Source organism: Yoonia sp. 72, assembly GCF_034652275.1.
In the GTDB taxonomy this organism is placed as follows: Bacteria; Pseudomonadota; Alphaproteobacteria; order Rhodobacterales; family Rhodobacteraceae; genus Yoonia.
This window is the reverse complement of the sequence record NZ_JAXIWG010000002.1, coordinates 417,235-432,623: the sequence shown is the minus strand read 5'-3', so window position 1 is coordinate 432,623 and position 15,389 is coordinate 417,235. Positions and strand designations below refer to the sequence as shown.

13 protein-coding genes are annotated in these 15,389 nt (G+C 60.2%); 4 read left to right on the top strand and 9 right to left on the bottom strand.

Features of this window, described 5'->3' with window-relative positions:
* Nucleotides 1-12: 12 nt before the first annotated feature.
* Nucleotides 13-477 carry a PTS sugar transporter subunit IIA gene (locus tag VCK47_RS10625; protein WP_322891068.1) on the top strand — a complete coding sequence of 155 codons (465 nt, stop codon included), beginning with the start codon at nt 13-15 and terminating at the stop codon, nt 475-477.
* Here VCK47_RS10625 and VCK47_RS10620 read toward each other — a convergent pair.
* From VCK47_RS10620 to cysQ, 7 genes are all read right to left on the bottom strand, one after another.
* Nucleotides 474-1,898, bottom strand: a complete 1,425-nt coding sequence (locus VCK47_RS10620) for a sulfotransferase family 2 domain-containing protein (RefSeq protein ID WP_322891067.1) — start codon at nt 1,896-1,898, stop codon at nt 474-476. The genes VCK47_RS10625 and VCK47_RS10620 overlap by 4 nt on opposite strands.
* Nucleotides 1,895-3,598: a beta-1,6-N-acetylglucosaminyltransferase gene (locus VCK47_RS10615; RefSeq protein WP_322891066.1), complete on the bottom strand. Its 1,704-nt coding sequence runs from the start codon at nt 3,596-3,598 to the stop codon at nt 1,895-1,897. Before VCK47_RS10615 ends, VCK47_RS10620 begins: the two co-directional genes overlap by 4 nt.
* Nucleotides 3,595-4,545 carry a glycosyltransferase family 2 protein gene (locus VCK47_RS10610; protein ID WP_322891272.1) on the bottom strand — a complete coding sequence of 317 codons (951 nt, stop codon included), beginning with the start codon at nt 4,543-4,545 and terminating at the stop codon, nt 3,595-3,597. The genes VCK47_RS10615 and VCK47_RS10610 overlap by 4 nt, the downstream gene beginning before the upstream one ends.
* 99 nt (nt 4,546-4,644) lie before the next feature.
* A complete protein-coding gene (locus VCK47_RS10605; RefSeq protein WP_322891065.1) occupies nt 4,645-5,664 on the bottom strand; it encodes a glycosyltransferase family 2 protein in 1,020 nt (339 codons plus the stop codon).
* Between the two features lie 22 nt (nt 5,665-5,686).
* On the bottom strand, nt 5,687-6,580 hold the full coding sequence (galU, locus tag VCK47_RS10600; protein WP_322891064.1) for a UTP--glucose-1-phosphate uridylyltransferase GalU: 894 nt from the start codon (nt 6,578-6,580) through the stop codon (nt 5,687-5,689).
* Between the two features lie 93 nt (nt 6,581-6,673).
* A complete protein-coding gene (locus VCK47_RS10595) occupies nt 6,674-7,474 on the bottom strand; it encodes a manno-octulosonate cytidylyltransferase (protein ID WP_322891063.1) in 801 nt (266 codons plus the stop codon).
* A complete protein-coding gene (gene cysQ, locus VCK47_RS10590; RefSeq protein WP_322891062.1) occupies nt 7,474-8,271 on the bottom strand; it encodes a 3'(2'),5'-bisphosphate nucleotidase CysQ in 798 nt (265 codons plus the stop codon). Before cysQ ends, VCK47_RS10595 begins: the two co-directional genes overlap by 1 nt.
* A gap of 102 nt (nt 8,272-8,373) precedes the next feature.
* Here cysQ and VCK47_RS10585 point away from each other — a divergent pair, with 102 nt between their 5' ends.
* Nucleotides 8,374-9,195 (top strand): ABC transporter permease, encoded by an 822-nt coding sequence (locus VCK47_RS10585; RefSeq protein WP_322891061.1) that lies wholly within the window; start codon nt 8,374-8,376, stop codon nt 9,193-9,195.
* A gap of 45 nt (nt 9,196-9,240) precedes the next feature.
* On the opposite strand, the gene VCK47_RS10580 is transcribed toward VCK47_RS10585, so the two are convergent.
* Together VCK47_RS10580 and VCK47_RS10575 are read right to left on the bottom strand one after the other, a co-directional pair.
* Nucleotides 9,241-10,287 (bottom strand): hypothetical protein, encoded by a 1,047-nt coding sequence (locus VCK47_RS10580; RefSeq protein WP_322892280.1) that lies wholly within the window; start codon nt 10,285-10,287, stop codon nt 9,241-9,243.
* A 31-nt stretch (nt 10,288-10,318) separates the two neighbouring features.
* On the bottom strand, nt 10,319-11,914 hold the full coding sequence (locus VCK47_RS10575) for a phosphate ABC transporter substrate-binding/OmpA family protein (protein WP_322891059.1): 1,596 nt from the start codon (nt 11,912-11,914) through the stop codon (nt 10,319-10,321).
* Nucleotides 11,915-12,261: 347 nt separating this feature from the next.
* Here VCK47_RS10575 and dnaK point away from each other — a divergent pair, with 347 nt between their 5' ends.
* Both dnaK and dnaJ read left to right on the top strand, forming a co-directional pair.
* Nucleotides 12,262-14,166, top strand: coding sequence for a molecular chaperone DnaK (gene dnaK, locus VCK47_RS10570; RefSeq protein ID WP_322891058.1), 1,905 nt, complete (start codon nt 12,262-12,264; stop codon nt 14,164-14,166).
* A 72-nt stretch (nt 14,167-14,238) separates the two neighbouring features.
* On the top strand, nt 14,239-15,384 hold the full coding sequence (dnaJ, locus tag VCK47_RS10565; protein ID WP_322891057.1) for a molecular chaperone DnaJ: 1,146 nt from the start codon (nt 14,239-14,241) through the stop codon (nt 15,382-15,384).
* Nucleotides 15,385-15,389: the final 5 nt, after the last annotated feature.

Sequence of the window (15,389 nt, the reverse complement as noted above, 5' to 3'; positions counted from 1 at the left end):
GAAAGACGCATTATGCAACTTAGTCAGATCTTGCAGTCGAACGCCGTCAAGACGATTGCATCCTGCACCAGCAAGAAGCGGCTTTTTCACGACATCGGCGAGATGGCGGAAACCTGTTACGGGTTGAAACCATCCGCCGTTATCGACGCGATGATCGAACGCGAAAACCTTGGCCCCACCGGTGTCGGACATGGCGTCGCCCTGCCGCATGCGCGGCTTGCCGGTGTGGACGAGGTAAAGGGAATCTTTCTGCGGTTGGAAAAACCGCTGAACTTTGACGCTGTAGACCGTCAGCCAGTCGATCTGGTCTTCGCCCTGATCGCACCGGAAAATGCCGGTGTCGACCACTTGAAGGCACTGGCACTGGTGTCGCGCACCTTTCGCGATGCATCCCTGTGCGCCAAGCTGCGGGCCAACAGCGATCCGGTGACATTGTTCACGATCTTGACCTCGGTGGAATCGACCCAAGCCGCCTAGCGCCAGTCGGTGAACCCGAAACTTTCGTAATCGCGCGCATAGGCGGCACGCGTGGCGGCCTCTATCACCGGATCATAGACTGCGGCCAGCCACGCTGCGTGCCGATGTGCGCTGATCTGCGGCAAAGGTGCGTCCGGTCTGCCGACCCGCGCCGCAAGCTGCGGCAGGTCATGCGGCAAATCCTCCTCGCGCAATATCATGTCAGGCAGCGCAAACTGGGCCATCCCCTGCAACAGCGTCACCTGACTGGCCCAAGCCGCGTCAACCCGGATACTTGTCTGGCCCGCCAGATTGTGGCGCAAGAAATCCAGAAACGCCAGAAAACCGGTGCGGTGCGCCTCTGCGTCATACGCACCCGGATGATCAAGGTCGAGGGCTACGGCGGGAATCGGCAGTTTGTGAACCTTGCGCAACGTGGCGCGCAAACGGGGGAAATGCCCCGGCCCGGTGGTCAGGATGCGGTCACAGAACGCCACATGCGCGCGCGCGACCGGGTGGCGCAGCACGGTGAACCGCCGGAACAGGCCATGATCGTTCTGCCACTGCCGCAGCGTTTTTTGCGAAAAATCCGTGAGGGGCGGTGCGTTATCCAGCGCGGCAAGCCAATCCGCCACCGCGTCTTCCGGCCCTGACCGTAAGGGCATGTGGATCAGTCCGGTGCGTGCCGCTGCAACGTAAGTCGGGATCGCAGGGCCTTTGCGTGGTTCGAAATTCGGGGTGCGACCAAGGTCGAAAGGGTCCATGCCGCGCAATGCCTTGTCCATCTCGGATGCATTGCTGACTGTCTGGGCGAAGGGGGCAGGATTTTGTTTTTTCAGCTTGCGATCAAGGGCGGTCAATCGCGCTGGCGCCCCCAGAAACGCGGCCAGCCCGTTCAGAACGTCGATATCCTGCAAATCATCATAGCCGATAAAGAACGCCGTCTGCCCCGTCGTCTGGAGCCGGTGCAGCAAAGTCAGCTGGAAGTCCTGCATCGCGCGCAGGTGGCTTGTGAATTCATCGGCGTCAAAGGTGATGGGCTGTGTCTTGGCGTGGGTCGCGTTGGTCAGCTTCCACTGTCCGGTGGCCTGCGCAATCTTCAGACTGACATAGGTATCCAGCGGATTGCGCGTCAGCACAACCTTGGCACAGCGGGGATCGGCAAGGCACAGATCCAGGACCCGCAGGTCGTGGTTGTGGAAGAACCGGAAACCGCACAGACCATCCGCCGCCTTGATCGCATCGATCAGCACAAGGGGGTCGGCTTCGCGCTGGTCCAGCGAAATGCCGAACAGGTCCCCCTGCTTGGGATAGCCGACAAAGCCGGGGTTGAACGCCTCACCGAAACAAGACACGCCGTCCAGCGCATTCAGGTTGGATTCAAGGAAATTCGACCCCGTCCGCATGTCTGCCAGAATGATAAAGTAGTCAAAACGCATCATTTCTTGCCGATCAGATAGGGTTTGCGCGGCTGCCGCCTTGAGGATTGCACCTTTTGGGCGGGGGCGAACTCGCCCGTCAGATACGGGTGCATCCCCTGATTTTTCAGCTCCTGAAGGAACGCGGGAAAACCATCCAGATCGACCATCGCTGGCAATACCTTGAGGGTCCGGGCGCGGTGGCCGACCATGTCGTCCATGATGCCTTGCAGCACATCGACTGGAGATTCGAGAAATTCCGCCAGCGTCATGATATGCCGACGCGACCGTGCGTCGGGCGACCCCAGCGCCTTGAGAAAGCGGTTTTCAACCTGCTGCAAACGCGCAGCTTGGGACCGGACATCGGTCGCCGCTTTGCCTGTCCGGAACAGCGACAAGGCCCAGGCGCCAGTCACAACCCAGACGCTGGCTTGGGTATCCTTGGTCAGCATCCATTTGATCGCCTGATTGTCGGTCGGTCCGAACTGAAAGCATTGATGCTGGTCGCGCCCGTTCCAGATCAGGTTGGTCAGGAACATCTTGGCATTGTAATCGCGCAGGCGGGCATGACCCGACAGCCCGCCGCGATAGGTCGCTCCGCCACCCGCAAAATGTGCCTTGTCGGTGGCGAACAGATGGCCATGCGCAACGACACCGGTTTGCGCCGTCAGCCAACCGGCGAGATCGGGAATGATGTCATCAAAGCCCTGCAGGACCGTATAGGGGGCTGCGGTAAAGCCGTTTTCACGTTCCATGAACGGAAACCGGCCTTGCATGTAAAGGCCGCGCCGTCCGATAGTACGCCTGTCAACGGCCTGTGCGAAGATCCGGTCAACCGTCCCGGTGCGAGGTTCCTCTGCGCTTTCAGCCAGGTTTGGCCGACGTGGAAATCTCTGGTAAAGCCCGTCAGCTTGCGGCCATATCTTGCGCGCAACAAAACATCCCGACCGTGCGAGAAGCTCTGCGTGATCATCGTAGAAGATATGCGGTTTGCCTTGATAATCGAATTTGGCAAGCGTCAACGACCGGCTTTCAAGGCGACGTGCATGCCGCCGCACAAGGGTCTGGTAATAAGACTCGTCCGGAATCCAGACCTGCCGGAAATAGCTGTCGAATTCCGCACGGCGCGGATCGCCAAGGATCGCCGTCAGGGTCTGGCGCGTCAGGCACCACCATTGCGACCCCAAATGCGGGGTCAGCCCTTCGGGCACCTTGCGCCGCAACCGCAGCACCTGTTGCAGCCGGACATATCCGTCGAAGAGGCGGCGCTGCCGCTTCCATGAAAACGGGAACCGCAGCGTGAACCTTTCGCGGTCCAATCCCCCGATCGTCCACTTCACATCGCTGGTCGTGACGCTTTCGATGAAATCAGTGTCGGGGCGGGCATCAAGATAAGCCTGCAATTCAGCGATCGGACGTAGCGGCAGGCAGGCGCCCGACGCCAGATAGACGTGCCGTATTTCAGGATAGCGGTCCAGCAATTGCCGTGACGCGGCCTTTGACGCCGCAATCAGCCCCCACATGCCCCATTCACCCCGATACCGGCGGCTGAAACTGACATCCGCCAGATCACCGACCGCCCCGACAAAAGCATCATATGCCGCCTGCGCCACGTTCCTGTCGACATGAACGACCACCGGGCACCCGGCATCCGCCCAATGCCGGATCATCTGTTCAGCACGGTCAAACGCCGTATGCACCAGCATGACCACACCCAGCGTCATGCCCAGTTCCCCTTGGACATCAGCCCCAAACCTTCAAGCTGGCGCCAGTTGACGTAACGCTCGCTCCATTCGCACCAGAAATCGGGGTCGGCGCCGTGATGCGCCTCGTAGGATTTGTATTCGCGACCGCTCGCGTAGTGTTCCGCACGGGCCGCCTCTTCCGACGCGCGGGCGCTGAATGTGTCGATGAATTTGGCGTGCAGCAGCACACCGGATGTCTTTTCGCCGCCGCTCTGATCATAGACAAGGTTCAGACCGCGCGGCAGCATCATATGCGTAGAGCTGACATAGGCATAGGCGCGCTGCCATTTCACAAAAGGGATCTTGTTCAGCGCCGGTGCCTGCCGCGGCTTGTCTGCGAAAAACATCCGCGCGCGTGGGCCGCCCTGAATCCACAGGTTGCGCAGCATGGGGTTGCGGGACATGACGTAATTGCCGGCATCGAACCAGCAGGCGATCCTGAACGGATCGTCGCCGCGCCGGTAGGGCTGCGCGCTGACCGGGCCCTTGGGATACATATCCAGCAGCAGCGCCCCGAAGGACCGCACCTCTGACGCATCGAGCCAGTCGGCCAGCGCGCGGATCGGGCGGCTGTCGCAGAACGGATAGACAAAGAATTCATCCACATCGACCGTCAAGGCCCAGTGATCATGGGCATAGCGCCCCTGCAGATAGGTCAGCCAGTCGACACCGTGCCGCGACCTGCCATAGCCCGCCTTGGTGTGCCACAAGGACACATCTGGTTGGGCGGCGATGAAATCCTGCCCGCCGTCGTCGCTGTTGTTGTCGACCATCAGGAAATGATCGACCCCCAGATCGCGGTAATATTGCAGGAAATAGGGTAGGCGCTGGTCTTCGTTGCGGAAGGTACAGAACAACAGGACGTCGCCATCGCGGATCGTGGCGGTGCGGTTCCGGACCGACCTCAGCTCGCGCGATTTCAGCATCGCGCGCAGCTTGCATTGCTTACGATAGAGACGCAGCCGGTATGATGTCAGAAATCCCAAACGGGTGATGCCTTTGTCTGCGTGTCAAACAGGGTCATATCAATCCCAGTCACCTTTGGACATGAGGCCCAGCGCCGTCAACTGCGCCCATCCGTCATAGCGGGTGGATTGCGGGCACCACAGGTCCGGTCCCTGTGCCAAATGCTGGTGATAGGTCGTATAAAGATCGCTGTTCTGGAAATGCTGGCGGCGGGTCAGTTCCTCTTGGGACTTGGGCATGATGTCTGGCAGGAACTTTGTGTGCAGCAACACGCCCGTCACCCGCCTGTCATGCACGCGGTCGAAAACATGGTTTAACCGGCGCGGCAGCATCTGGTGGGTCGAGCTGACATAGACATGCCGCCAGTGCCAGCGCACCAGCGGCACCTTGCTGAGCGTGGGTGCGCGTTCAGGCCGTGCCGCAAAAAATACGCGGTCACGCACGCCGCCCTGTATCCAGAGGTTTTGATAGACGGGGTGGATTTTCTCTCGGTAATTGTCGGCGTCGAACCATACCAAGGTTTCCAACGGGTCTGCCGCCGGATCATATACCGCATCCGCAATGGGCCCCTTTGGATACATCTCCAGCATGGTCGCGCCAAATGACGTGATCCTGCGCGCATCCAGATGACGGGTCAGATCGCCCAGATCACGGCTGTCGGCATGGGGGAACGTCAGCAGTTCATCGGCATCGACCGTCAGGCACCAGTGCCGGTGGCCATATTGCCATTGCAGCCAACCCAGCCAGTCCATCCCGAACCGCGCCAGCCGGTAGCTGTGCTGCGACGACCAAAGCGACACGTCGGGCTGCGCCGCCAGATAGGCGGCGGTGCCATCATCGCTGTGGTTGTCGACGATCAGGAAATGTCCGACCCCGAGTTTGCGGTAGTGCTGCAGGAAATGCGGCAGCCGCGCCATTTCGTTGCGCACGGTCGCAAAGCACAGGATCGTGTCGGGCCTGATTGCCGCCGTTCTGTCCTGCACCGGCGCGATCTGTCGCCGCTTGCGCCAGATGCGGAACAAGAACCGCCGCCGTTTCCAGCGCATCCGGTATGCCATCCACAAATCGCCAAGCGGCATGCCGGTGACCCTGTGCCGCGCGTTATTCGGCGGCGTTGCGGCTGAACTTCATATCCGCAAGGAAGGCCGACAATTCGTCGCGCAGGTCGCTGCGTGCCAGCGCAAAAGCAACGGTTGCCTGTAAAAATCCCGCTTTGGACCCGCAGTCGAAACGCTGCCCGTCGAAGCGGTAGCCGAATACATTACGGCCTGCGCTGATTTCCTTTGCGATCGCATCGGTCAGCTGGATCTCGCCTCCGGCACCGCGATCGACGTTATCAAGGCTTTGCATCACATCGGGCGTCAGGATGTAGCGCCCGATCACCGCAAGGTTGGACGGCGCAGTCCCTTGGGCCGGTTTTTCGACCATACCCTTGACCTGCACGATCTGGCCGTTCTCGCCGGCGATATCCAGCACACCATAGGACGATGTCTTCGCGGGCGGCACTTCCATCGTCGCCACCATCGACCCGCCAGTTTCCTGATAGGCCTCGACCATCTGTTGGAGGCACGGTTTTTCGGCGGCGATCACGTCATCGGGCAGGATCACGGCGAAAGGTTCATCGCCGATGAGCTTGCTGGCGCAGGACACCGCATGGCCCAGCCCCAGCGGTTTGTGCTGGCGGATATAGGCGATAGCACCGCTTTCCATGTAGGTGTTGCGCAGAATTTGCAGCAGCTCGTTCTTACCGCCGTCACGCAGGGCGTTTTCAAGGTCCGGCGCATGGTCGAAATAATCCTCGAGCGCGGATTTCCCCCGCGAGGTCACGAAAATGAAATCCTCGATCCCGGCGGCGCGTGCCTCGTCGATGGCATACTGGATCAGCGGCTGATCCACCAAAGTCATGATTTCCTTCGGCACCGACTTGGTCGCGGGCAGGAACCTTGTGCCAAGCCCTGCGACGGGGAAAATGGCTTTGGTGACTTTACGTTTCATCTTGATGCCTTTGTTGATCCGCCAACATGGCGGCGGTACCCTATTTTCAGGGCTATAATAAGTCGAAATTGCAACAATGGGGTGCCAGACCCGTTAGGGTTGGCCCATATTGCGCAGCATTGTTTCTATACGCACAACATCTTCAGGGTTGTTGAGTTCCCAGAATTCGCGCCCTTGCGCCGCCACCTCGACGCAAAGCATCGGCACGCCGCGTTCCAGAAAACGCAACTGTTCCAACCCTTCCAGCTGTTCCAGCGGCCCTTGCGGCCAGCGGGCATAGGCGCGCAACGCATCCGGCCGATAGGCGTAAACGCCCACATGGTGAAATACCGGCGTCGGATCGGCAGGCGCATAGCTGCGACCGGTGTAGGGGATCACCTCTTTCGAGAAATAGAGCGCGTTGTGATCCGCCCCGAACACGGCGGTGGTGCCGCCGACCCGCCCTTCGCGGCGGTCCTGCAGCAGGGCGGTCAGCATCTGCCCTTCGGTGCGCAGGACGGGTGTTGCCACATCGGCCTGCGGGTTCGCGCGCAGGCCTGCGACCAGATCGCTGATGAACCAAGCAGGCGTCAGCGGCGCGTCGCCTTGCAGGTTGACGATGATGTCATAGCCGCCGCCCAAGGTTTCCACCGCTTCGGCGCAGCGTTCGGTGCCATTTGCGCAGGTTGCAGCGGTCATCACCACTTCGGCCCCGAAATCGCGGGCGGCGTCGGCGATCCGGTCATCGTCGGTGGCAACGACCACGCGGTCGATACCATCCACCGCCATCGCCGCATCCCATGACCGGCGGATCAGCGTCTTGGCGACACCGGTCGCACCAGTCAGCGCGACCAGCGGTTTGCCGGGGTAACGGGTCGAGGCATAGCGCGCAGGAATGACGATCAGGACGGGCATCAGGCAGTTTCCAGTTTCACGCCGGGGGCTGCGGCGATGAAGAACGGGTTATCAAAACCCGGTTTCCCGTAGGTTAACGGCTGATGGTCGTCAAAACGCACGACAAATCCGCCGGCACCCGACAGCACGGCATGACCCGCCGCCGTGTCCCATTCCATCGTGCGGCCAAGGCGGGGGTAAAGATCGGCCTCGCCCGTGGCGACAAGGCAGAATTTCAGCGACGATCCCGCGCTGGTCATGTCGCGGACCTGATATTTGGCGATGTAATCATCCGTCGCCTGATCGCGGTGCGATTTCGACGCGACCACCATCAGGGCCGAATTGTCCGGTTTAGACACTGATATTGGGCGCAAAGCACCCACGGTATCCTTGGCAAAGGGTCCCGTCTCCTCGACCGACCGGCCAGAGGCGTCGGTATAGAACAGCCGGTCACGCGCGGGGGCATAGACGATGCCATGCAAAGGCACGCCATCCACGACATAGGCGATATTGACCGTGAAATCGCCGCGGCGCTGGACGAATTCCTTGGTGCCATCCAACGGATCGACAATGAAGAACGTGCTCGCCTGCTCGGCGTGGGTCGTGGCCTGTTCCTCGGTGACCAGTGCGACACCCGGAAAGGCCGCGCGCAAGGCGGCGCTGATGATCGCATCGGCGGCCTCGTCAGCGGCGGTGACAGGGCTGTCATCGCTTTTGGCGCGCACGTCGAAATCTTCGGCGGCATAGACCTGCATGATCGCATCGCCCGCCTCCAGCGCGGCTCGGCGCATCACGGTGGTCAGCAGTTCATAGTCCATGGTCTGGCCTCTTGTTGAATTGGCAATATCACTGCCTTATGGTTCGGGGTTAGGCAATGGGCTGTCGTGCGACAGTTCTATGATCCTTTGTGAAAGTCCCGCATGTTTCGCGCCCCCGATACAAGATCGAACACCCGCACCATCTTTGCCATGGCAGAGGTGACGTATCATTCTATCGTGCGCAACCTGCGGTCAGGACACCGCAATGCAGTTGTCGGTCTTGTACTGACGACCTTGCAAAGCCTTGTAATGGTTGGCGTTTTCCTTTTGATGTTCACACTGCTGGGGGTGCGCACGGCACCGATCCGTGGCGATTTTCTGCTATTCATCATGTCAGGCATCTTTCTTTACATGACCCATATCAAGACCGTCGCCGCCGTCGCAGGCGGCGGTAATCCGCTGGGTCCGATGATGCTGCATGCGCCGATGAACACGCTAATCTCGATCGCGTCGGCGGCGGTATCGACGCTATACCAGCAGATTTTCGCGATGACAGTGATCCTCTCGTTCTATCATATCGTCATTACACCCATCACGATCCATGATCCGATCGGCGCGCTGGGCATGGTGCTGCTGGCGTGGTTCTTCGGGATCGCGGTGGGCATGGTGTTTCTGGCGCTAAACCCGTGGATTCCCGATTTTGCGGGTCTCTTGCGGACGCTTTATATCCGCATGAACATGATCGCGTCAGGCAAGATGTTCGTCGTGAATACCCTGCCTGCGGTCACGGTCGCCTTGTTCGACTGGAATCCGTTGTTCCACATCATCGACCAGTCGCGGGGTCATGTGTTCCTGCACTACAACCCGCATGTCACCTCGGTCAGCTATCCGATTTATGTATCGCTGGCGCTGATCATGATCGGACTGATGGGCGAATTCTATACCCGCAAGAAAGTCTCGATCAGCTGGTATGCCGCGCGCTAGCGGGTGGTCGACATGCCCCTGAGGCGGGGCATGTCGTAAGTAGGATCATTGCCCGTCGGTGATCAACGATTGCAGGCAGGTCGACCGCACCCGTGTCAGGTCGGACGGAGCACGCCCACGGACCAGATTGACCAGCGAGGTCACGGCGCGATCGGATGCAAGATAGGCATCGGACGACACGGCGGCTTCGGCAGGGGATCGCACGGCCAGCAAGGTTTCATACCCGCCGATGATCTCGAAGGTCTGGATCTTGCACTGATAATCTGCGGCTGAATCGGGACAGATATCACACATGCGATTGACAACGCCGACCCGCGGATCGACCTCGCCCAACCGGGTCAGGCTGGCATCCAACGTCACAAGATCGGCCGTCACCGGCAGCCTGTTGCCGCGGCCGCGAATGACCTCGATCAATTCGTTCAGACCAACGGAAAAGTTGCCTTGAAGCCCCAACACCCGTTCCAGCCGTTTCAGCGCAAGAAGGCCGGGCACCTTTTCGGGGCTTTCATCAGCCAGAAAGCTGCTGAGGCTGACGGTGCGGTTTTCGCTGGCAAAGTAGCCGGTGATCCACGTCATGAACCCGACTTGCGCCAGTTCGGGGTTGTCCGTGGGCAGCGCCTGAATCAGGTTGAAGAAACCGTTGTTCAGCGTGCGCCACAGGATCCATTCAGCCTTGGATATTTCATCCACCGCTTGCAGGTCGGACGCCGAATCGATCGGGTCGAGGTTCGCCTCGTACCAGAACAACGCGTCGCCCAGCGCCGCATTCTCGGTGCCTTGCAGCGTCAGCAGCCAGTTGACGGTCGATCCGTCGCTGTTGACGAAGCGCAGCAGTTGCGCGCGCTCTTCGCGGGTCAGGCCCAGCAGAAAGTCGGAATAGCCACCGGGGATCGTATCCCGGTCAACCTGTCCTAGGATCAGCTGTGCGGCGGTGTCGCCGTTGCGGGCATCGGTGGCCAGCGCAGGCAGGCCGTTGGCATCATCGCCGGACAGCCACAAATTCACGGCATCCGAGAATTCGCCCTGCTGTGCGGCTGCGGGATTCATTATTGCAACCCAGATAGCCCCGGCCGCGATCAAGTTCTTATTCATCATCAAGCTCCTGTACGTTGTCTGGCCGGGTTCAGCGGGATTCAGTGACGACATCACGCAACCAGACTTCGACACGGCGGTTGATGCGGCGGCCATTGTCGGTTTCATTGCAGCTGAGCGGAGAGATTTCCCCGAAACCAAGCGCGCGCACCGGCAGATCATCCGACCCAAGCGAAGGTGCAACAGCAAGCAGCGCCTGACGCACTTCCTCGGCACGCTGCTGGCTCAGCGCCAGGTTGGCCGCGCCATCGCCGATGGAATCGGTATAGCCGATCAGCAAAAGCTCTTTGTTGCTGATGTCGCTGGTGGCAATCAGGTTTGCAAGGCGCACGATATCGTCCTGCGCGCGGGCATCAAGCCGTGACGACCCCAGCGCAAAGCGGAAGGTGATCGACGACCGGTCAGCGGCGGTCAGCGACTGGGTCATTTCGCGCAGCTGTGGCAAGGTGACTTCGACATCATCGGTCAGGATCGACGCAAGATACCGCAGGCCCTGTTCGTTGTTGGACTGGAAGGAGATGCCCAGATCGACATAGCCTGCATCGCTGACCACGGCCTGTGCCGCCGGTGTTTCGAGGAATTGCATCAGACGGGTCAATTGCGCAGGCGCCGTTTCATTGTCGGTATAGGCATAAAGGCGGCGGCTCAGCGGATATTCTTCGGTCTTGATCGTAAACGGGGTCGCCTGCACCTGAATGCCGCAGACACCGCGCACCGCAAGGATCTTGGCATCACCGGCATCGGCAAGGCTGGTCACGCCGATCCCGAGCGGGTCGGATGCAACCGCCTGGGCCAGCGCCGCATCGGTTTCTGTCCGCAGGATCGTGTCTGAGACACGCAGACCTGCAGGTTCCATCACCAGTTCGTTGAACACAACAGAGGTGCCGCTGTCGGCAGCGCGCCCATAGACGTTGATCTGGGCGGATGGGCCACCCACATCGGCCCAGTTCGTGACTTCGCCGGCAAAGATGCGGGCAAGGTCAGCCTCGGAAATGGCGCGGACGGGGTTGGACAGCGAGGTGATCGCCACAAGAGCGTCCAACGCGAAAATGGTCTGCTGTCCTTCGGATGTCGGATCACCCTTACCAGCATTCGCAAAAGCCTGCGCCTCTGCTTGGGATACCGCACGCGTCGATATGGCCAGCGCCGCGTTGTCGGCGATCACGTCCGCGATGCCTTGCGTCGATCCGACAGCGGCCAGCGTGATAGTTGCGGCCTCTCTTTGGGCTTCGTCCAGCAGGCTAATGACAGTCGTGTCACCGGATTGTTCGGTCACATTCGCCGCGCCACCCACTTCGGCGCTGAACGCCGTGATCAGATCGCTGAACACGCCGTTGACCAGACCGGACGACCCGGCAATGGCAAAGGCTTCGGCGGTCGTATCGATTTCGGGGCAGGCCTCGCCTTCGCAGGTCACAAGAAAGGCGTTCACCTCAAGCGATCCAAAAACGGTACCCAGCACATAGACCGAGCCGTCATAGGACAAAAGCTCTCCTCGCAGCGTCAGTTCGCCATCAAGGCTGTTAAGCGTCACGTCCTGCGCAGCAAGCGCTGTCGCAAGCGAAAGGCAAACCCCCGTGCCAAGCGCAAGCGTCGCCGGCCAGCGGAATGGAGATTGCTTTGTCATATTATGGTACTCCTGTTCAGACATTGTCCCCGATTGGGACCTGAAAAACGCCCCAAATGAGCCAGAATTCGGTCGATTCTGCGGCATCGGCCCGTTTGTTTCCAGATGATGCACGACAGCCACCTTTCTGACGTCGTATCAGCGCTGCCTGATCTGCGGATACAGCCGTGCAAAGTGCGGTTTTTACGCTTTTGCCCCGTCTGTGGCTGTTGCAGCCCCCATATGGCACACCTATATACACGCCAACGTCGGGTCAGCGTGCGACGCTGTGAGACGCATGAAACTGGCGCGGGTGCCGAAACGGGTTCGCGCTGCTCAAACCGCCTAAAGTAGAGGGATTTGAAAAAATGGCTAAAGTGATTGGTATCGACCTTGGGACGACCAACTCCTGTATCGCGATCATGGACGGGTCAAAGCCCCGTGTGATCGAAAACGCCGAAGGCGCGCGCACAACGCCGTCGATCGTCGCGTTCACTGATGACGAACGCCTTGTCGGTCAGCCCGCCAAGCGTCAGGCAGTGACCAACCCCGAAAACACGATTTTTGCCGTCAAGCGCCTGATCGGGCGCCGCTTTGACGATGCCGATCTTGCGAAGGACAAAAAGAACATGCCGTTCACCGTTGTCGACGGTGGCAATGGCGACGCTTGGGTTCAGGCGCGTGGCGAGAAATATTCGCCCAGCCAGATTTCCGCGTTCATCCTCGGCAAGATGAAAGAAACCGCCGAAAGCTATCTTGGCGAAGAAGTGACGCAAGCCGTCATCACCGTGCCCGCCTATTTCAACGACGCTCAGCGTCAGGCCACCAAGGACGCAGGCAAGATCGCCGGTCTGGAAGTGCTGCGCATCATCAACGAACCGACCGCTGCGGCGCTGGCCTACGGTCTGGACAAGAAAGAAAGCAAAACCATCGCGGTCTATGACCTTGGCGGCGGTACTTTTGACGTGACCATTCTGGAAATCGACGACGGCCTGTTCGAAGTGAAATCCACCAACGGCGACACGTTCCTTGGCGGTGAAGATTTCGACATGCGGATCGTCAACTACCTTGCCGACGAGTTCAAAAAAGAGAACGCCGTCGATCTGACCAAGGACAAGATGGCCCTGCAGCGCCTGAAGGAAGCCGCTGAGAAGGCCAAGATCGAACTGTCCTCGTCCTCCAGCACCGAAATCAACCAGCCCTTCATCTCGATGGGCTCGAACGGCCAGCCGCTGCACATGGTCATGAAACTGACCCGCGCCAAGCTGGAAAGCCTTGTTGGTGATTTGATCAAGGCGTCGCTGAAGCCATGTCAGGCCGCGATCAAGGATGCGGGCCTGTCCACATCCGACATCGACGAGGTCGTGCTGGTCGGCGGGATGACCCGTATGCCCAAGGTCAAGGAAGAAGTCTCCAAGTTCTTTGGCAAGGAACCCCATCAGGGTGTGAACCCTGACGAAGTCGTAGCCATGGGCGCTGCAATTCAGGCCGGTGTGCTGCAAGGCGACGTCAAGGATGTGGTCCTGCTCGACGTGACGCCGCTGTCGCTGGGGATCGAGACGCTGGGTGGCGTGTTCACCCGTCTGATCGACCGCAACACCACGATCCCGACGAAAAAGTCGCAGGTCTTCTCGACCGCCGAAGACAACCAGAATGCCGTGACCTTGCGGGTGTTCCAGGGTGAACGCGAAATGGCCGCCGACAACAAGATGTTGGGCCAGTTCAACCTTGAAAACATCCCGCCAGCCCCGCGCGGCATGCCCCAGATCGAGGTGACCTTCGACATCGACGCCAACGGCATCGTGGAAGTCGGCGCCAAGGACAAAGGCACCGGCAAGGAACAGAAGATCACGATCCAGGCCTCTGGCGGTCTGTCGGATGAAGACATCGAAGCCATGGTCAAGGACGCCGAAGCCAACGCAGAGGCCGACAAGGCCCGCCGCGAACTGGTCGAAGCGAAAAACCAGGCCGAAAGCCTGATCCACTCGACCGAGAAATCGATGGAAGAACATGCCGACAAAGTCGACCCAACCACGATCGAAGCCATCGAGCTGGCGATTGCCGCACTCAAGGACGATCTGGAAGGCGACAACGCCGGCAAGATCAAGTCTGGCGTGCAGAACGTGACCGAAGCCGCGATGAAACTTGGCGAAGCCATCTACAAGGCCAGCCAGGAAGAATCGGGCGAGGCAGAGCCTGAACGCCGCGGCGCGGATGACGACATCCTGGACGCGGATTTCGAAGACCTGGATGACGACAAGCGCCGCAATTAATTCGGCGGTGCAGGAAATGGACCGGCCCCACACCGGGCCGGTCTTTTTCTGTTCCCAAAGGGGAAACTGATCATGGCAAAACGCGACTATTACGATGTGCTGGGTATCGCCAAGGGCGCTGACGCCGACGCCATCAAAAAGGCCTATCGCCAGAAGGCCAAGGAACTGCACCCCGACCGCAACGCCGACAATCCCAAGGCCGAGGCGCAGTTCAAGGAAGCGAACGAAGCCTATGAGGTCCTGAAGGACGCCAACAAGAAAGCGGCCTATGACCGCTATGGCCATGCCGCTTTCGAGAATGGCATGGGGTCCAGCGCAGGTGGGCCGCGCGGCGGCGGGCAGGGCGACTTTGCCAGCGCCTTTTCCGACGTGTTCGACGACCTGTTCGGTGATTTCATGGGCGGGCGCGGTGGCGGGCGGCGCAGCGGCGCGCAGCGCGGCAGCGATCTGCGGTATAACCTGCGCATCAACCTTGAGGATGCCTATGCCGGTCTGCAAAAGACCATCAACGTCACGACAGCCGTGTCCTGCGGGTCCTGCTCGGGCACCGGTGCCGAAGGCGGGTCAGAACCGCAGGTCTGTCCGACCTGCAACGGCATGGGCAAGGTCCGCGCGCAGCAGGGCTTTTTCACCGTCGAACGCACCTGCCCAACCTGCAGCGGCATGGGCCAGATCATCAAGGACAAGTGCAAGGTCTGCCACGGTGCAGGCCGTGTTGAAAAGGAAAAGGCGCTGTCGGTCAACATCCCCGCAGGCGTCGAAACCGGCACGCGCATCCGCCTGAGCGGCGAAGGCGAGGCCGGCGTGCGCGGCGGGCCAGCAGGCGATCTTTACATCTTCATCGAAGTGAACAGTCACCCGCTGTTCGAACGCGAGGGGTTGAACCTCTATTGCCGCGTGCCCGTGTCCATCGCGACCGCAGCCCTTGGCGGCGAGATCGAGGTGCCGACGATCGACGGTGGCCGCAGCCGCGTGAAGGTGCCGGAAGGGTCGCAATCGGGCCGCCAGATGCGTCTGCGCGGCAAGGGGATGCCCGCTCTGCGTGGCGGTGCCAGCGGCGACATGATGATCGAACTTGCCGTGGAAACGCCCGTGAAACTGACGGCGCGCCAGCGTGAAATCCTCAAGGAATTCGACAAGCTGAGCGAGGAGAACAACCCGCAAGGGTCGAGCTTCTTTGACAGCGTCAAATCCTTCTGGGATTCGATGAAGAGTTAACGGTC